The following is an 18,443-nucleotide window of genomic DNA, read 5'->3' as shown; positions in this document are numbered from 1 at the left end:
TATTTCTACTTCCATTATTTAAGCTAAAGTTAAAGTTTTCTTTAAGTTTCAGATGAGGGTTAAATTGCTATGCTAACATAAATGAATATAACAATTGGATGCACAAGAGGCTGGACATTGCATAGGGTGTCAGTCGTTTTTTTTCATGTAATTCATTTATTAGGGGGAATAGTCTTTGTACAAACGGATTATTAGTTTAATGTTTGCAGTGTTATTGTTGGTCTCCCTAGTATCGCCAGGCTTGACATCGGCGCAAACGAGCAGCTCTAGTGATCTGAATGGTTTCAGCGGGTCAAGTAGTTTTAGTGATTCCAGCAATCCTAGTGAGACTAGAACAGAATCGTTGGAATTACCTCCATCCAATGAGCTATCAAGTGGCTGGAGTAATATCGCGCAAAATATCAATCCGGTTGCCGACGCACCGAATTTGACGAATGGGAATACAGCAAGTTCTTTCAATGATGTGAAGCAAGGCAATTGGTTCTTCGAAGCAGCAAATTATGTGTATCAGAATGGCCTGTTCCAAGGTACAGGGGAGCACACTTTCTCACCACAAGGCACAATGACACGTGCAATGTTCGTTACTGTTCTTGGACGTGCAGCAGGAATTGATTCTTCCCAATACACCTCAGCCTCTTCATTCACGGATGTGTCCGCGGGTTCTTATTATGCACCGTACGTAGAATGGGCAAATAAGAACGGTATTGTAACAGGGGTAGGCAATCGTAAGTTTGCACCAAACAATACGGTGACTAAAGAGCAAATGGCTACTATTATGGTTAGATATTTCGAGGAATTTAACATCGACTATCAAACAGGAAATCCTATTAATACAGAGCCAAGCGATATTGGTAATGTTTCAAGCTGGGCAAAGGATGCTGTATTAGCATTATGGAGAGCTGGTCTAATCAATGGAGACCGAAGCGGTAATTTCAATCCAGACTCCAATGCAACTCGTGCTGAAGCGGCTTCGTTTGTCATGCGCAGTAATGAGGTGATTAAGAAAAACACTTCACCGGCATCCACAGCGATCCCAACATCCACATCGACACCAACACCGACATCAACACCGACATTAACACCGACATTAACATCAACATCTGCATCTACATCAACATCCACACCGGTATCTACACCAACACCAACTCCATCTCCAACATCAACTAGCGGAACCTTCACCATTACATTTAATACAAATGGCGGAACCGCTATAGCGAATAGGTACGTTGTTGCAGGTCATTCACTAGGCGAATTACCAACTACGCAAAAAGAAAATTACACGTTCCTAGGCTGGTATACGGATAGTGAGTTTACTACGGAGGTTTCTTCAGATGCAATTGTAACCAGCGACATGACACTATATGCCAAATTCGAAAGATTATCGGATCAAGCACTCGAAGTTCAAAGTATACCTGTGATTAGTAAGCTGGATCAACCAAGCACATTTTCAATTAAAGTCGTTGATAGCTCTGGAGAATTAACAGAATCTATGATTAAGAATGCGATTAGGTTTAGTGCATCTACGCATCTTGATTTTGTGAAGTATTCAGGTATTTCCATAACTAAGGTGGATAATGAATACATTATTACTGCCAATAACAAGAGTAAGCAATTTCCTGAGGGAGGTACATTCAAGCTCGTATTGACTGAAGATGCTTTAGTATTCAAAGAAGGCGATACGGAATATGATTCATCCACAAGGGAAGTTGATTTTACGACAGCTAAGGCTGAAGTCAACAATCTTAAATTCAATCCGGACCTGAAATTTATAAGTGCAGCTGAAGTGTCTTTGATGAGTCAAGATGGTCAGCAGGCTAAGTTCATTGCGAACCCGTTATATACGTATGAGATCAATAAGGGAACTACGGAAACAACCGTAAACGACTTTCAGGATGGCTACTTCATTCATGAGGGTGGCGGGATCGAAGTAGGAGATACCGTTGCCATTTATGACGGTGCTAATCCAAGTGAGCATAATGGAAGCGCGCCGTTAGAGGATGAAGGAAACATTTCTTACGTCCAAATTTTTTCAATCAAAAATGGCAATGAGTATCATTACGGCGCGCCAGATGTAGCGGATATTATTTTTGTACCAGATGTTTTACCCGTAAATGCTGCTGAGGATACGGATGGTGATCCGAACAATAATTCGATCACGGTATCTGAATCAACGATGGATTTCTCGGATGCCAAGTATGCGGGCTTTAATTTCAAAGAAGATCTTACCGTCGAGCCAGGAGATTTCATCGCATTCTATACAGGGGAATTGAGTGAGGCCTCTCAGCTTCTCAACTATGCACAGATCAGAGCAGTTAATCATGCTAATAATACGTATACGATTACTTATGAGGCTATTAGTGAAGAAGCAATGCGCAGCTCATTCGATTATTATAAAAAAGATCAAAAAGTAGAGAATGAAAAGCTGCTTAGTGATGATAGCATTGCCCAACTGGAAGCAGAGATGACTAGTGAAGCAATGGATAGCGGATTTGCACAGCGCGCTTCAGGCTATCTTGCGTCAATGGCACTGCAAACAGACAGCTTTAAGGAGCTTAATGTAGATAACCAGTTCAGTGACAGCGATATTCAGTATCTCAGTGAAAATGCAGCTGCAGGTACTAGCTTGATGAAGATAGCCGGCTCAAAGGTGGAAGTATCTGTTGAACAAGTAAAGGTAGATATTTCACCGAACCTAAACCACTTCGAAGGAAAAACAGGTATCCGCGCCGCTTTACAAATTGAAGCAGAGGTAACCATCGAGGTTAGTGCAAATCACGAAATTAAAATTAAATTAACAGGGACATTTGAGCAAGAATTTTCAGTTAACCTTAGCGCCGGTGGGAATATTTACTGGGAAGAATTCTGGTTTTTCTCAATACCCGTCGATTATTCAGTATATGCCAATCTTGATGTATATACGTATACGGCCGTAAGATTCGATGCCAATCTCGGTCTATTCGAGAAAGAGGAAGATATTGATTGGAAGAGTGATGATGTTATTAACGTCGCAAGACAAATTAAGAAGGTTATGGAAGAGTCTGAAAAGTACACAGATACGGAAATTGATGAGATCTCAGACAGCTTACCGGATCTATATGCAGATTTCCTGGACAATGAAGATATTGATTGGGTTGATATCGTTACACAAGAAATATTTAGGACCCAAGTGCGAGTCGTTAATGGTATTTTTGAGATTGTATTTAAGGCAGAGTTCGTAGTTAGTGCAAAGGTTAATATCTCGGTTGGAATTATATATACGTATGAAAATGGTCAACGCTATGGTTTCAATATGCGCATCATTGCAGCTGAGGTTAGTAACTCTCAAACTACGCTTGTACCTGAAAAGTATAACTTTACCTTCTATGCGATGGGTGAATTAGGGTTAAGAGCCGGGATTCGTCTTACGGTAGAGGTCGGTGCCTTATCCACGGAGCTTAATAGTATAGGAGTGCAAGCAGAGCTAGGAGGGTATATAAAATTATGGGGCTTCTTCTATTATCATTATGAGAGGACTGAAGGGAAACCTGCGATTTCTAGTATGAAAGGGGCTTATCATGCAGAGATCGGGCTGTATTTAGAAATAAAAATTATTGCGCAGGCGTTTAAGGGAACCTTCTCAGTCGTACCTTACTCGACGACCTATGAGAAGCCTCTATTTGAAATGGGTACACGTAGCGCGATCCTGGATTTCTCTTACGAACAGGATGATGTTGAGCCGATAGAGATGCATGGTGAGTTTGGGAAGACGTCTTATCAATTACCACTTGAATACTTTATGATGGATAAGATGGATTTACACGATGGTGAACTGACTTCTTCTCCACAAGATGTTTCTTACTTTAGAATCAGTTTCTCGAACAGGGACAACTTCAGGTATGATCCCCGCAACCGTACTATCACACCTGATCGTGATGATGAAACCGGATATGATACAGAATTATATATCACTTATGACGGGCCAAGCGCATCATTAGGTTCTGATCCTCTGACTCGTACCTATACAGTCTCATATGATAATCTTAAAGACAGCTATACGATGACATTAAAGGAACTTGATGAAAAATTACCAATTTCTGATATGAGAATTATGCGGCAAATTAGTGGTAAATATTTGTCGGCGATTCCTCAGATCCCGGATCCTACCAAGCTAGGGTATACATTCATAGGCTGGTATAATGAGAGCCTGGGAACGATAGGTTGGAAGGTTCCGCTTCCAACTGTAATGGATGCCAAAGATCTTAATTTCTATGCTGCATTTCAACCTGCTACGGATACGCCGTATCTGGTAGAAACCTATACTGAAAATTCATATGATGATGGCTACACATTAGTTGATACAGAAAAATTAAGAGGAAAAACGAATGCTGTACCTTCAGTAGGTCCGAAAGACATCCCAGGATTCATTACGCCTCAAAAGACTCAAGTGGTTATTAAGGCAGACGGATCAACTGTAATCAAGTACTCATATAAACGCGAAATGATCGAGCTAACCTTCCAGCTTGACTATTCGAAGGCAACAGATGATGTACCAATTGCCGCAACGCAATATATTGAATATATGAAGTATGGGGCCAGTTTGGATGTTCCGAGCTATGTGACGAATATTAAAGGTCTTACTTTCCTTGGATGGGAATCAATGGATAATATTGTTCCGGCTACACCGAAAACCTACACGGCCTATTTCGATTTGAAGAAGGATATGAGGGTACTTGTAGAATATTATTCAAGAGACAGCTACGAAGGAGAATTCTCGAAAGTGGGCAGTGAAATTTATCTGGCAACTGCATACAAAGTGTTCAATGCACGTACCCAAGCGGCAGGCTATTATAACAGTCCCAATGAGTACGAGTTAGCAGATGATTGGGGTCTTCCAACAGATTATACAATTGTAGTAGATCCGGAACGTCCTAAAAATGAGCTTGTAGTGAGGCAATACCTACAGCGTAAATATGAGCTAACGTTTGATTCGAATGAAGGAACTTTTGCTGATGGTGTTTCTGGAAAAAGCTATTTAAGTGCAGGAATGCCTTATCAAATACCATCTGACCCAACGCGTGAAGGTTATACATTTACAGGCTGGTCACCAGCAATTCCGTCAGAGAATCGTGAAATGCCAGCGGAAAATCTGACCTACACTGCACAGTGGACGGAGGCTGCAGAACGTCAAAAGTATACGGTGGAGCATTATCAAAGAGGTACGGGTATTGATGCTCCATTTGAATTAGTGGATACAGAAGAGCTAGAAGGAATAGTAGGGGACACGGTAACTGCAACCCATAAAACCTACTCTGGGTTCTATGCTCTAGAAGGAACAGGTACCGATTATGCAACCATAAGCAGTGGAGTGGTTGATGAAGATGGCAGTACGACGCTCCATCTATATTATGATAGAAATGTATATAAAGTGAAATTTATCTACATTGATCCATTTACACAAGAAGAAAAGCTAATCAATGAGGAAACCTATCGTTTCGGCGTACAATTCACGATTCCAAGTAAATCTGTCTGGGGATTAGGAGTGACTGGAATTGGATGGAAGGCGTTAAACGGGGCACCGGAAATTGATGAGTATGCTATGAACTTAGTACCGGCACAAAATGTGACTTATGAGCTTATCTTGCCTGACGAAGGAAGCGGAGAAGGTGGAGAGGGTGAAAATCCGGGATTTCCAGGTTTTCCGGGATTTCCGGGAAGTCAATTCCCAGGCCTTACGGGTTTTATAAAGTTCTAATGTAGTTGTTATCATTTAGTTGGTTCTTATGAAAAGGTTCATCGCGGCTGACTGCTGCGATGAACCTTTTTTGCTGACTGTTCTATCACATAGATCACTTAATTTGCCGTCTTATTGATGAAGTCAATCTCATTTCTGATCCCTTTATGAGCGTCATTCCACAGGCTCTTTGTCATCATCTCGGCGTTTTTCTCGTCACATACCCAGCCCAGGTTTTCACCGATACCATCGGCCGTAATAATGCTTGCAAGCAAATATGCTATAATTTATTGGTGATAATAATTCTCAGTTAATATGAGAGGGGTCCAACATGCCGGGACAAGAATCTACAGATAAGCCCCATGGGCAACCACGTATTCATCCGCATCATGTGCAGGATTCCAGGAATAAAATAAATAGAACAGTGGTTCATATGGAAGAACATTTTGAAGAGGCCATTTCACGTGAACAGCTTGCGGTCATTGCCGGGCTTAATCCAGAGCACTATTCCAGAATGTTTAGCAAATACAAAGGAGTAAGCCCCATTAGCTATTTAACAGGATTACGAATGGAGAAAGCCATGGAGCTTATAAAGCATTCGCAGTATTCAATTGCCGAGATTGCCCGAAGGGTGGGTTACTCGGATCCGTATCACTTTAGCCGCCGCTTCAAACAATTGTATGGTGCCGCACCCACTCATTTTAAGAAGCAGGCTTGGCCCAGAGTAATCGCACTGGAAGGGTTAGGTCATTGCCAAGCACTCGGTGTTGATCCGGTTGCTGTTAATCTGGAACATACAAATGGGTATCTGCGTGTGCCTGAATCCAGTCAGATCCTGAACATTAGCCCTGATATAACCCCGAAATTGGATATCAACCAGCTTCTAGCCTTATCCCCTTATGCAATCGTGACCTCGAATCCCCTATTGGAGCAGCAGTTGGTTAAGGTAGCTCCTGTGATTAAGATTGATGTTCTCGAAGACCCCATTTATAAGCAATTGTTTGCAGTAGCTGAAGGTCTTGACCGGGAGCTGGAGGCTCTCGCTTGGGTGGGGAGTTATGAAACGCAATGTACGGAGCTGCGATCACACTTATTTGGATTCATGGGCGGTGAGCGGGTTGCGATTTTGCGTGTGAGAGAGCAGCTTCTGCAAGTATACGGTATGCTTAATATGGGTTATCCTCTATATCATTCTTTGCAATTAACACCACCGGAAAAAATATCAATGCAATGCATATGCAACGTTCATTTTCATTCTAGTGTCATCACGATCGAGGAATTGCCGTTCTTTGAGGCGGAGCATCTCTTTGTTGTTGTTCAGCCAGATGACGGAGCGAATAAACAGTGGCAGGGGATTACTCAGACAGAAGCTTGGCGTAATTTTCCCGCAGTTCGCAGGGGGAACATACATCATCTGGATGTGGGCAAATGGCTCAGCAATGATCCGGTCTCGATCACGATGCAAATGCATGAAGCTGCAGAGAAGTTAATGAGGAGGCACCGGCATCATAATTATCCATCCCGGATGCAATAAGGGTCTATGGAGGCGGCAAAAGGACTAGGGTAAAATCTGTAGTGATAATCATTATCACTATCAAAGACTTAGCAGGAGGATAACCATGGTCCAGTTAGTTAGAGGCTCTAAGACAATACTAGTTGCGGGTGTTGCATTGTTCATGCTATTGATGATTTCGGCATGCGGCAATGCCGGGAAAGAAAACATGAGTAACCATGCAGCGCCGGATACGCCGCAACAGACAGGCTCAGTAGCGACAAAGGTTGTAACGGATGATTTGGGACGGGAAGTAGAAATACCTGTTGCTCCGCAGCGAATCATTGCGGGTGATTTTGCAAGTGAACTGCTGGAGCTTGGCGTAATACCCGTTGGTGCAGGTGACAATAGTTATAAAATTGTATATACGCTCGATCAGATGAAGGGTGTAGAGCGGATTGGAGACCCGCCGAACGTAGAAAAGATATTGGAGCTTGAGCCTGACCTCATCTTGGCGCCAACCGTTTTTAATGAGATCTATAAAGAGCAAATGGAACAAATCAGTAAAATTGCGCCGGTCTATTATCTTTCTTTTGATCAGGACCCGATTTACGACATTTTCACCAAAATAGCCAGCCTCGTAAACAAGGAGCCGGAAGCCGATGCATGGATTAAGGGCTATGAAGAGGAAGCCGATGCAGCAAGAACGCAATTAAAACAATCGCTGGGGAAGGAGACTGTCTCGATTGTTCGTGTGGAAAAGGGAAGATTGCGCATATATCTGAACCGAAACTTCGGCGGCTATATGCTTCACAGCGGATTGCAGGCGAACGCCCCTGAGGCGGTGACGGCGGAAATAGCGAAAAACCCGTTTAGCTCAGCAATCGAAATATCGCTTGAGCAGCTTCATGAATATGCCGCGGATCATATGCTGCTTATCGTTCGTAATGAGGAAGACGACAAACAGGCAATGGAGGAAATTGAAAAGCTGGGCCTATGGAAGGGTCTCCCCGCAGTCAAACATGGACGCGTTCACAAGCTAGAGACGGAAAAGTATTACGGATCCGATATCGTTACTATTCGCGAGACAATGAAGGAAGCAGTAACGATGCTCGTTAGCGGGAATGCAAAATGATGACAGATGGGAATACCCCTAAATCTAGCGAATTGGTTAGAGTTATAAGGGAACGAAGGACGATACGTGATTTTAACGGTCAACCGCTGGATAAAGATGTCCTCATGGACATTCTGCGCGATGCACAATGGGCTCCCTATCATTCCCGTAAAGAACCGTGGCGATTTATTCTCTTTATGGGAGAAGGCAGGCTGAAATTCGCTGAAGCGGTGGGCCTTACCTATTCAGATGAAGTAAGGGACCGCTGGGGAGAATGGGCGCGCAACCAGTATTGCAATCTCATACCAGCCCACCTTATCGTTACCTACGATGCAGATCCCCGCCAGAAATATTGGGAGGACGCGCTGTCTGCTGCGGCTGCTCTCATTCAGAATATTCAGCTGCTCGCTTGGGAACGGGAAATAGGGGTTGTGTGGAAAACCAACGAATGCAATTGGAACCCGGCCTTTCACCGTGCTGTCGGAGTTAAGCCGGACGAACGGATTGCTGGTATTCTACATCTCGGCTATTTTGACCGGACACCTAAGCCCCGCAAGCGTAAGGCAATTGAACAATGCTTAACGCTGATTGATTCCTAAGTTGTCCCAACCAATTTCATAATATAAAAACTTGCCATTACAGACAGCACGGAGAACCGTATTATAAGTAGGGCAAGTTTTTTGGAGAAAAGCTCGCAGGAGCCTGTATTTGCAGCATTCCAACGATAGGAGCAGGGTATGTTACGCTCCGATTGGAATGCTGTGTATACGGGCGTTTGTGAGTTTAATTGTACTACAGAGTTAATATCGCGGTAGAGCCATCTTACAAAAGGGTAGGTTGCGAATGGAGGCAAACGTTACCATCCATGACCGCTACTACATGGTGACCTTTACTTTAATTAGTAATTTCCTGAGGGACTCACTTTCTGCTTCGGTAAGGCCTTGGATAATGCTCTTCTCGACTTCCATGAATATTGTATTGAATTCTTCAACGAGGTCGCTCCCTTTTTTCAATAAATATATTTTTTTCTGGCGCTCATTATCTTCCGGAATCACCCGCTTGATGTATCCCTTTTTCTCCAGCCCTTGAAGCATACTAGTGATGGTGGCACCCTTCCGGTTGAAATGTTCAGCCAAATCCTTCTGGATTACCCCTTTGTCTTGATGTTCAAAAATATAGCCCATCATTTGCCCCTGCTGGGCGTTCAGGCCCAGCTCCGACAATCGGGCGTTCGCCATGCTTCTAATCTTCATTCCAATGGATCGGATTAAATCCGAATACGGGGTAAGTGAAACATGTTCTGTCATAATACACACAGTTCCCCTTCTATACTTAGAATTCTAACTTTAAGAAAATCATAATGTCCTTTCATCTAACTGTCAATTACACAATGTTTCCACTCTAACAGATAACACGTGACAATTAGAACTCTAACTATTATAGTTCTATCTATAAACAGTACATTCATATCATTACTGGAGGGAAACGCAATGATTACTGCAATTACCAATGCAAGGATTTTTGACGGCGAGAAAGTGATTGGAGCTGAAACGGTCCTGATCGAAGGCGAGAAGATTATATCGGTGGGCGGTGAAATTCCCGAAGATGCGACCATTATCGATGCTGAAGGAGGGACTTTGCTTCCCGGTCTGATCGATGCGCATGTTCATACTTCCGTGGAAGGTCTGAGGGACGCTCTGCAATTCGGAGTAACGACAGAACTGGAAATGATGGGCGGATTCACGAAAAATGGCCGTGAAACACAATTGAAAGGGATCGAGGATATTGCCGATGTACGATCTGCAGGGATGGGGGTCACACCTCCCGGTGGTCATCCGGATGAACTCATGCCTGGAGACGGAGAAATTCCAGATTTTGTACTGAAGGAATTGGAGAAGATGAGCGAAGAAGATCGGAATGCCCTGCTGGCTGCTCATGCACATGATCATGGAGAGGCTCCTTCGTTATCAACCCCGGACGAGGCTATAACATTCGTGGGTGATCAAGTTAGAGATGGAGCTGACTATATCAAGATTATGATCGAAGAAGGAACCGTATTAGCAGCGCCTGGACTGCCGGTCTTAAGCCAGGATATTCTGAGAGCGGCTGTAGAGGAAGCGCATCGGCAACACAAGATTGCGATTGCCCATGTATTGACTGCGGAATCCTCTCGGCAAGCGATAGAGGTTGGTGTCGAGGGACTCGCTCACTTATTCATCGACCGCCCTGAAACGACTCCGGAACTGGTGAGAATGATTGCGGAGGCAGGTGCTTTTGTTACGCCATGTCTCGTCTTGAACTCCTCAATTATCGGTAAACCCGCTTCGGAAATGGCGGAAGATCCGCGTGTGAGTTCCAAGCTTAGTCCGGAATGGATCGATACTCTGAATGCCAGCTTCAATACCTACCCGCAAGGCAGTATGGAAGACAACTATCGGAACGTAATGGACCTTCACCATGCAGGTGTTGACATTCTGGTGGGTACGGATGTCTCTGTACCGGTACCAACGCTTGGCGGACTTGCCCATGGAGTAAGCGTACACCATGAAATGCAGCTATTGGTGGAAGCGGGATTCACACCTGTAGAAGCCCTTCAGTCAGCAACTTCGAAGACGGCCCGCCGCTTCGGCTTGGATGACCGCGGTCGTATTGTGGAAGGGGCAAGAGCTGACCTGGTGTGGGTTGACGGCGATCCGACGACCCATATTTCGGATACGTTATCGATCCGCGAAGTATGGCAGCGCGGTATTCAAAAATTGGCGAAGGCCTAAAATCATGAAGGCGCAATCTGAGAATGCACAGGCAGATTGTTCATTGCGAAAGATATTACCATATTATTGACTGTCGCCGCAGGCATGTTCCTGGTTATCCTGGATAGTACGGTGATGAACGACAATGATGCAGATTAACACCCATGTTCTCAAGTCGTCGCCCAAGGAGCTTGTCAGTCGTGTAACGCCGATTACAGCCTCCGCGCAGCAAATTATGTCATCATTCGGAATCACGATAACGACTGCTTACCTCACTAGGCAGATCCGGAATTTACCTGTACAGCACACCATAGAGGATGTGGGGCGGGCATTTGGTCATTCCTTCTGGATTACGTTCTCCTTCGCGCTAGTCGCCTTGGTTTTGTCTTTTGGATAAAGGAATAGCCAGTAAGCTTTGGTAAACTTGGAGTGTTAACTCTATTGGACAAGAAGCACCCGCCTCATAGGTGGTATGTAGTTCACTCGGATCATCTCCACCTTGTGGAGAGCAGTGGTCTTGTTTTTGGGAAATGCTTATAAACATATGCTAAACTGATAATAAATAAAATCAGAGATAGGACAGGAAGAGATTCAATGGGAAGAAAACAGTCTTTCACGGAGACAGAGCTGCTGGATATGACAAAAAAATTAGTGCTTGAGCATGGGTATGACGGTTTTCACCTCAAGCTGCTCTCCCAGCATCTGTCAGGAGCCCGAAGCACGATTTATCAATATTACTCCAATAAGGAAGAGATCGTGGCTGCTTGTATGAAGCGCGTAATGGCAACGGTATTAGAAAATGCATTAGCCATTGATGAGGCTGATCCTATGGACGCCCTCGAACAGCTGCTTCTCGTTTATGTAGAAGAGTCTGCACTACATCAGCTTTTAGGAAATGCCAGTAAAATTAATACTGCTAATTCATCTGCAGCCGCCAGAGATCTTGAATTTATTGAGGAAGCACATATGACCCTGAAAGTTCAATTATCACGCTTATTTGAACGCGCACAACAGAATAATGACCTGCGGCAGGATATCCCACTTCCTGTACTTATTGGTGTATTCTTTAACTTAATTGATACACCTAATATGCTGGAAATCCCAGTACCCGCTTGGGGAAAGCTGTTGTTTCAGATGTGGACCGGAGGAGCCAAGAGCTAACCTCAGTCTTGGATTTAATTTGACACAGGTGTCATTTATACTGTTTAATTAATGTTGTGGCGTGATGGCGAGTCTAAATTGACACTTGTGTCGAAAAAAGGTCGAGGAGTTGGAAAAGGAATGTTTTTAGCTATGAAAGAATTGATGCACAGCAAAATGAGATTTTTGATGATCATCATTATTTTTGTACTGCTAGCCTGGCTGGTATTTATCTTATCCGGGTTAGGGAATGGCCTGTCTACGTTAGCTGCGTCAACCTTTAAGACGATGAAGGCGGATTATGTCATTTTTGAAGAAGGATCGCAGTCCTCCATGAGCAAGTCACTACTGTCTGATCAATTACTGGCGGAGGTGGAGCTACTACCCAATGTTAGTGCTGCCGCACCTATGGGAAGTACGATGGCAACGGCGTTGAAGGAACCAAGCACCAAGAGTGAAGATAAGCTGGATATCGCAATTATAGGAATCAACCCGGGAAGCTTCTTGGAACCGGCTGTCGTGGAAGGGGAAGGCCTATCTTCTGATAACCCTACCGGTGTTGTAGTGAATTCGACCATGAAGGATGAGGGCTATAACATTGGTGACACTTTTCAATTAGATGGCACGATGGAATCACTGACGATTATAGGCTTTGCCGAGAACCAGACCTATAACCACGTTGCATCCGTATTCACTCCGATGGCGGAATGGCGGAAGATTACCTTCGCGGCTCCGGGTTCGGATAAAGGAGTTGCAGGGCCCGTTAATGCGATTATGTTACAAGGCAAAGATATCGATCCTGATGTAATGAATAGCAAGCTGACAAATACGGACACGGTTACCCGGGCGGCCGCAGTTCAAGGAATGCCAGGGTACAAGGAAGAGAACGGTACTATCTTAATGATGCTGGCATTTCTGCTCGCAATCGCCGCATTCGTGCTTGGGGTATTCTTTTATGTAATGACGATGCAGAAAACTAACCAGTTCGGCATTATGAAGGCTATAGGTGCCAGTAACAGGTTCTTGAGCAAAGCCATTGTATCGCAAGTGTTTGTGCTTTCGATGACTAGTATTGTAGTCGGAGTCTTACTGACTTATGGAACAGCTGCCATAATGCCGAAGGGTATGCCATTTAAGCTGGAGCCTGGTCTTGTCGTCTCGTATTCTGTTATCTTGCTTATTATCGCTATGTTAAGTTCGCTGGTATCAGTACGAAAGATTACAAAGATTGATCCGCTCAAGGCGCTCGGGAGGGTTGAATAATGAATAAGGGATTACAAATGAGTGAAGTTACCAAGTATTATGCCGAAGGAAGCAATCGGATCGCGGCACTCGACCATGTTTCCATTTCAGTGGACCCGGGGGAGTTTGTTGCTGTAGTTGGACCGTCGGGTTCAGGTAAAAGTACCTTTTTGTCTATTGCTGGAGCACTGCTCAAAGCTTCAGAAGGAGAAGCAAAGCTGAATGGACATCCTATTTCTAGGCTTACTGCACAAGAACTGGCGAATATAAGACTACAAGAAATCGGATTCATTATGCAATCATCGAATTTGGTTCCTTATCTAAATGTTCTTGATCAATTGCTGATCATAAAAAAGATGTCGGGAAAGGTTAAAAGAGAGGACAAGGAGTTCGCCACTAAACTGCTGGCAGAGCTGGGTCTGGGCTCGAAATTAAATAGCTTTCCGGAAGAGCTCTCAGGCGGGGAGAAGCAGCGGACAGCGATTGCCCGTGCCCTAATTAATAATCCCAGCATCATCTTGGCGGATGAGCCGACAGCAAGTCTGGATACCAAACGTGCACATGAAGTGGTCAGTCTAATCGCGCAAGAAGTGAATTCGGGACAGAAAGCGGCGATTATGGTTACTCATGATGAGCGTATGCTTGAATATTGCGACAAGGTCTACCGGATGGAGGATGGAAAATTGTCTTTGCAGTAATGCATATCCGGCAATCCTGCTACTACTATTTGTTGAGAAATCAGTAATTATTAAATAGAATAAATTATTAAGAGGATCGGCTAATAAATTTGTACACATAAGGAGATGAAACTATGGCAGAAAATAAATTACTAAGAATGGACAACGTCGGTATCGTTGTCGAGTCTTTGGACGACGCAATTTCTTTTTTCGAGGAGATTGGCCTGAAGCTCGAGGGGCGAGCCACCGTCGAAGGTGAATGGGCAGGCCGCGTAACCGGACTGGGTTCTCAATACGTAGAGATTGCTATGATGGTTACCCCGGATGGCCACAGCCGAATTGAACTTTCGCGATTTATCAACCCGCCTGCTATATCAGATCACCGGACTGCTCCTGTAAATGCTCTCGGTTATCTACGTGTCATGTTCACCGTTGAAGACATTGACGAAATGGTATCCAGACTCACTAAGTATGGTGCTCAGCTCGTTGGCGAGGTGGTTCAGTACGAGGACTCGTATAAGCTCTGCTACATTCGTGGAACCGAAGGAATTCTGGTCGGTTTGGCGGAACAACTAAGTAATAAATAAAGATAAGAGCGGAGCATAAGCTAACAGCTTTATGCCCCGCTCTTATTTACGTTCACTCGTTTTCATGCGCCAGATCCTCTTCGCTCAAGAAAAATAACCCCCGTTTTGCTAGTGCTTAGACTTCGGCGTTTCCAATCTGCTACGCTCACGCATGGCGTTCATCTGCCTGGCGTGTCTTTCGGCACGGCGGCGTCCTCTTGTTTTGAGTTGGCTAAGCATAATGAGTAGCCCCAAAACCCCCAACCCATAAGAAACAAGATGACTCACTTCATTCCACAGGTTTGCCGCAGTCAGAAGGGATACCGCCCCGATGATTGTTGCAATAATCCGCTGTGTATTTTTATTTTGCGTATCGATCAATTTTTGCTCGAAGGAGCTCGATAGCTTTACCCGTAAATTTCCGCTATCCATTTTATCTACCGCAGATATGAACTTCTTGGTCGTAGGAAGGATTCCTTTGAGAATGCTCTTGCCTTCATCTACAACGTTAGAGAAGACATTTCCCCGCAGATCCCTGCGCACAACCTCTTCGACATAAGGCTTAACGGTCCCAATCAAATCAAGTCCGGGGTCCAGTCCGGTACAAAGTCCATACACCGTGCCTATGGCTTTTCCCAAAAATGTTGTGTTTGCCGGTAACTGAAAAGGCTGAGAATAGAGGAAATCACGTAACTCTTCAGCATTATCGCCTGATGTCACGAAGCTAAGGTCAAACGTATCCCCGTTGATTTGTTCAAATAGTAACGTAAGGTTCCTTGCGAATACCTCTAAATCTACATTCCGTCTTAAAAATCTCAAACGGGTGAGGGCGTCGATTGCGCCGTGAGCATCTTTTAAATACACCGCCATCAGAAGTGCTACCATTTGCGTCTTCATATCCTCGGCAATTCGTCCGACCATTCCATAATCAATTAAGGCTATGGTGCCGTCAGGCTGGACGAGAACATTGCCCGGGTGCGGGTCTGCGTGAAAGAAGCCTTCTAATAGAATCTGCTCTACGAAAATTTCTATCAGCGATGTCGCTAATTGGGTCCGGTCCACACCCCAGGCATCCAGCTGGGCAAAATCATTGATTTTTACACCCTCCAAAAACTCCATGGTTAGAACTTTCGAAGTGGTATAGGACCAATGAATGCCTGGAACCACGATATCATCCCGATGGATAAACTGCATCTGGAATTCTTCTGCATTTCGCCCCTCTTGCTCATAATCGAGCTCGTCCATAACGGTGTCGTGAAACTCATCATACACCGCATCCAGGTCCATGAAGTCTGCAATCTTCGTCTGGCGTTTCAATAACGAAATAGCAACCTGTATGGATCTCCAATCAATGGCGATAATGTCCTCGACCCCGGGACGCATCACTTTCACTGCGACTTCTTCACCTGTTCGTAAGGTCGCCCGATGTACCTGTCCTAAGGAAGCCGCTGCGATAGGAATTGTATTAAACTCAGCAAAAATCTCACTAATAGATACTCCGAGTTCGCTCTCTACCTTGTGCTTAATCTCGGAATAATCTACGAATTCTACGGAATCCTGCAGCTTGGACAGTTCATCAATAACTTCCTTCGGCAAAATATCCACCTGTGCACTAACATGCTGCCCAAGCTTGATAATTAAGCCACCCATATCCATCGCGGTCTTCGTAAAATACGCTGCCTGTTTTCGATATAAGGCTTTTGTTTTCGCCTCTAAGCGCCGTCCCGGAATAAAATACTTTTGCTTGCCCAGCCACCAGAAATCCCAGGCGAACTTAAAAATCATCCGCATGGTTCTTCTGAACCGGACATCCTTCATTAATTTAAAGAATTCGCTCATTCTTTTTCATCTACCTCAGGTCTTTTTTCAGCGGCTGCCGGCTCCTGATCATCATCTTCATCTTCTGGAATCGTAGTGCTTTTATCAAAGATCGCTTGGGCCATGCTTTCAAACTTTTTCGAAGCGCTCATGAAGAAATCGGCAAATTTGTTGAACATTTCGGCTTTGACCAGAATGACAGCGCCCTTGCGCTTATTTCCGAAAACGATGAATTTCTCACCTGGCTTGATATCAAGCTCTTCCCTTGCTTCTCTAGGAATAACTACTTGTCCCCGCTCGCCCATTGAGGTTGTTCCCAGCACTTTGCCATGCCCGAATCCGTGACTATTTTCTTTTTTTTGCTGCATTCTAATCTCTCCTTAGATGATGAATCTGCACCAGTATGATGTTTCATACTAATCATATCATCAATGAATGTTGTTTGCTAAAGTCTACAATCCGTTATTTGTCTGAAATTTGTCTAAAAATACTGTTCTAGCTCGGCGATAAACAAGCATTCTTCCGCGTTACTGTGAATACCCTTATGAATGGTGCGAAAATCCGTAATCATTAAGGTAGGAGAAAGGGGCTCGAATGATGGAAGGCTCAGGAATTAGTGAGGGAAAGAAAAGGATTACGGCGAAAATAAGAGGTTACTTGATGGTGGTAGCTATCATCGTTTCGTTAATGACGTTAGGGTCTCCTGTAATTGCCGGAGGCGATCAAGGGGGGACTCCCACGCAACTAGTCGTGACTTATGAGACGAACGGAGGCTCAACGATTGCCCCGCAACTTGTATCGGCGTCCGGAGGTAAATTGGTGTTTCAGTATACTCCGGTGAAGGAGTGCTACAGCTTCGCAGGCTGGTACTACGACAGTGCGCTGACGCAAGCCTATAGTGGATCAGATCTAATCACCAGAAATCTAACGCTGTATGCAAAATGGGCGGCTACGGGAGAAAATATGCTGTGCAGTGCGGCTACATTGACTCCGAATTTGGCATTGAACAGACCCGCGACGGTTGACAGTACGTGCAACGCCTCGCAGACTGCGGCCAAAGCCGTGGAAGGCAGCGTCATCAATGATAGCAAATGGTGCTCCAAGTCCGGCAACCGCTGGCTGCAGATCGATCTTGGCTCCGTGAAGCAAGTGAACCAATTCGTCATCAAGCATGCAGCAGAAGGCGGGGAGACCCCTTCCTATAACACGAAAGCTTACAATATTCAGGTCAGCACCGATGGTACGAACTGGAGTACAGTAGTCAAAGTGACCAATAATCTGAAAAGCGTGACAGTAGATAATATCGCTTCAGTATCAGCAAGATATATCAAGTTAAACGTTACAACGCCTACGCAAACCACGAACCCTGCGGCAAGAATCTATGAGTTTGAGGTATACGGGCCTCCAAATATGGCATTAAATAAACCCGCGACGGTTGACAGTACGTGCAATGCCTCGCAAACTGCGGACAAAGCTGTGGAAGGCAGCGTCATCAATGACAGCAAATGGTGCTCCAAGTCCGGCAACCGCTGGCTGCAGATCGATCTCGGCTCCGTGAAGCAAGTCAATCAATTTGTCATCAAGCATGCATCGGAAGGCGGAGAGACCGCCTCCTATAATACGAAGGCCTACAATATTCAGGTCAGCACCGATGGTACGAACTGGAGCACGGTGGTCAACGTAACCAATAATACGCTTGGTATTACGGTAGACAATATAACAGTAGTATCAGCCCGGTATATTAAGCTGAACGTAACGGCGCCTACACAAACCACGAACCCTGCGGCCAGAATCTTTGAGTTTGAGGTATACGGACCAGGTTCTATTTCACCGTAAGGGATTTTTTCGAGAAGTCGTGCGAAGGATAGTAATATAGTTCGCTTGTTGATCTGTAGAATATTTATTAAAATAATCAAAAAACGGCTGGCTCAGGG

At 44.7% G+C, this 18,443-nt stretch carries 13 protein-coding genes; 10 read left to right on the top strand and 3 right to left on the bottom strand.

Going from position 1 to position 18,443, the window contains the following annotated elements:
* Positions 1-175: 175 nt before the first annotated feature.
* The 4 genes from P40081_RS35685 to P40081_RS35670 all read left to right on the top strand — a co-directional run bounded on the left by P40081_RS35685 (position 176) and on the right by P40081_RS35670 (position 8,915).
* The gene (locus P40081_RS35685) at positions 176-5,731 is read left to right on the top strand and encodes an S-layer homology domain-containing protein (protein ID WP_081970367.1); all 5,556 of its coding nucleotides are present in this window, start codon (positions 176-178) and stop codon (positions 5,729-5,731) included.
* Between the two features lie 310 nt (positions 5,732-6,041).
* Positions 6,042-7,244, top strand: coding sequence for an AraC family transcriptional regulator (locus tag P40081_RS35680; RefSeq protein ID WP_042140556.1), 1,203 nt, complete (start codon positions 6,042-6,044; stop codon positions 7,242-7,244).
* An 85-nt stretch (positions 7,245-7,329) separates the two neighbouring features.
* On the top strand, positions 7,330-8,337 hold the full coding sequence (locus P40081_RS35675; RefSeq protein ID WP_042140555.1) for an ABC transporter substrate-binding protein: 1,008 nt from the start codon (positions 7,330-7,332) through the stop codon (positions 8,335-8,337).
* A complete protein-coding gene (locus tag P40081_RS35670; protein WP_305954199.1) occupies positions 8,334-8,915 on the top strand; it encodes a nitroreductase family protein in 582 nt (193 codons plus the stop codon). The genes P40081_RS35675 and P40081_RS35670 overlap by 4 nt, the downstream gene beginning before the upstream one ends.
* 276 nt (positions 8,916-9,191) lie before the next feature.
* Here the strand turns inward: P40081_RS35670 and P40081_RS35665 are convergent, their stop codons facing one another.
* On the bottom strand, positions 9,192-9,623 hold the full coding sequence (locus P40081_RS35665) for a MarR family winged helix-turn-helix transcriptional regulator (protein WP_042140554.1): 432 nt from the start codon (positions 9,621-9,623) through the stop codon (positions 9,192-9,194).
* 183 nt (positions 9,624-9,806) lie between these two features.
* On the opposite strand from P40081_RS35665, the gene P40081_RS35660 reads away from it, so the two are divergent.
* From P40081_RS35660 to P40081_RS35640, 5 genes are all read left to right on the top strand, one after another.
* The gene (locus P40081_RS35660) at positions 9,807-11,087 is read left to right on the top strand and encodes an amidohydrolase family protein (protein WP_042140553.1); all 1,281 of its coding nucleotides are present in this window, start codon (positions 9,807-9,809) and stop codon (positions 11,085-11,087) included.
* Positions 11,088-11,660: 573 nt separating this feature from the next.
* A complete protein-coding gene (locus P40081_RS35655; RefSeq protein WP_042140552.1) occupies positions 11,661-12,227 on the top strand; it encodes a TetR/AcrR family transcriptional regulator in 567 nt (188 codons plus the stop codon).
* A 120-nt stretch (positions 12,228-12,347) separates the two neighbouring features.
* Entirely contained in the window at positions 12,348-13,469 is a 1,122-nt protein-coding gene (locus P40081_RS35650; RefSeq protein WP_042140551.1) for an ABC transporter permease, read from the top strand.
* Positions 13,469-14,146 (top strand): ABC transporter ATP-binding protein, encoded by a 678-nt coding sequence (locus tag P40081_RS35645; RefSeq protein WP_042140550.1) that lies wholly within the window; start codon positions 13,469-13,471, stop codon positions 14,144-14,146. Before P40081_RS35650 ends, P40081_RS35645 begins: the two co-directional genes overlap by 1 nt.
* 113 nt (positions 14,147-14,259) lie before the next feature.
* Positions 14,260-14,712 carry a VOC family protein gene (locus P40081_RS35640; protein ID WP_042140549.1) on the top strand — a complete coding sequence of 151 codons (453 nt, stop codon included), beginning with the start codon at positions 14,260-14,262 and terminating at the stop codon, positions 14,710-14,712.
* A gap of 108 nt (positions 14,713-14,820) precedes the next feature.
* Here P40081_RS35640 and P40081_RS35635 read toward each other — a convergent pair whose 3' ends face one another.
* Both P40081_RS35635 and P40081_RS35630 read right to left on the bottom strand, forming a co-directional pair.
* Positions 14,821-16,530, bottom strand: coding sequence for an ABC1 kinase family protein (locus tag P40081_RS35635; protein WP_042140548.1), 1,710 nt, complete (start codon positions 16,528-16,530; stop codon positions 14,821-14,823).
* Positions 16,527-16,877, bottom strand: coding sequence for an AbrB/MazE/SpoVT family DNA-binding domain-containing protein (locus P40081_RS35630; protein WP_042140547.1), 351 nt, complete (start codon positions 16,875-16,877; stop codon positions 16,527-16,529). Before P40081_RS35630 ends, P40081_RS35635 begins: the two co-directional genes overlap by 4 nt.
* 292 nt (positions 16,878-17,169) lie before the next feature.
* On the opposite strand from P40081_RS35630, the gene P40081_RS35625 reads away from it, so the two are divergent.
* A complete protein-coding gene (locus tag P40081_RS35625) occupies positions 17,170-18,345 on the top strand; it encodes a discoidin domain-containing protein (protein WP_197074314.1) in 1,176 nt (391 codons plus the stop codon).
* Positions 18,346-18,443 lie beyond the last annotated feature (98 nt).

It is taken from the genome of Paenibacillus sp. FSL P4-0081, from assembly GCF_000758565.1.
GTDB classification, from domain to species: domain Bacteria; phylum Bacillota; class Bacilli; order Paenibacillales; family Paenibacillaceae; genus Paenibacillus_AQ; species Paenibacillus_AQ phytohabitans.
The sequence above is the reverse complement of the archived record's forward strand: the minus strand, read 5'-3'. Positions and strand labels throughout refer to the sequence as shown.

Bases quoted from the DNA above. Each gene is read 5' to 3' on its own strand.
- P40081_RS35680 (WP_042140556.1), top strand. From the start codon at position 6,042: ATGCCGGGACAAGAATCTACAGATAAGCCCCATGGGCAACCACGTATT.
- P40081_RS35675 (WP_042140555.1), top strand. From the start codon at position 7,330: ATGGTCCAGTTAGTTAGAGGCTCTAAGACAATACTAGTTGCGGGTGTT.
- P40081_RS35670 (WP_305954199.1), top strand. From the start codon at position 8,334: ATGATGACAGATGGGAATACCCCTAAATCTAGCGAATTGGTTAGAGTT.
- P40081_RS35665 (WP_042140554.1), bottom strand. From the start codon at position 9,623: ATGACAGAACATGTTTCACTTACCCCGTATTCGGATTTAATCCGATCC.
- P40081_RS35660 (WP_042140553.1), top strand. From the start codon at position 9,807: ATGATTACTGCAATTACCAATGCAAGGATTTTTGACGGCGAGAAAGTG.
- P40081_RS35655 (WP_042140552.1), top strand. From the start codon at position 11,661: ATGGGAAGAAAACAGTCTTTCACGGAGACAGAGCTGCTGGATATGACA.
- P40081_RS35650 (WP_042140551.1), top strand. From the start codon at position 12,348: ATGTTTTTAGCTATGAAAGAATTGATGCACAGCAAAATGAGATTTTTG.
- P40081_RS35645 (WP_042140550.1), top strand. From the start codon at position 13,469: ATGAATAAGGGATTACAAATGAGTGAAGTTACCAAGTATTATGCCGAA.
- P40081_RS35640 (WP_042140549.1), top strand. From the start codon at position 14,260: ATGGCAGAAAATAAATTACTAAGAATGGACAACGTCGGTATCGTTGTC.
- P40081_RS35635 (WP_042140548.1), bottom strand. From the start codon at position 16,530: ATGAGCGAATTCTTTAAATTAATGAAGGATGTCCGGTTCAGAAGAACC.
- P40081_RS35630 (WP_042140547.1), bottom strand. From the start codon at position 16,877: ATGCAGCAAAAAAAAGAAAATAGTCACGGATTCGGGCATGGCAAAGTG.
- P40081_RS35625 (WP_197074314.1), top strand. From the start codon at position 17,170: ATGGTGGTAGCTATCATCGTTTCGTTAATGACGTTAGGGTCTCCTGTA.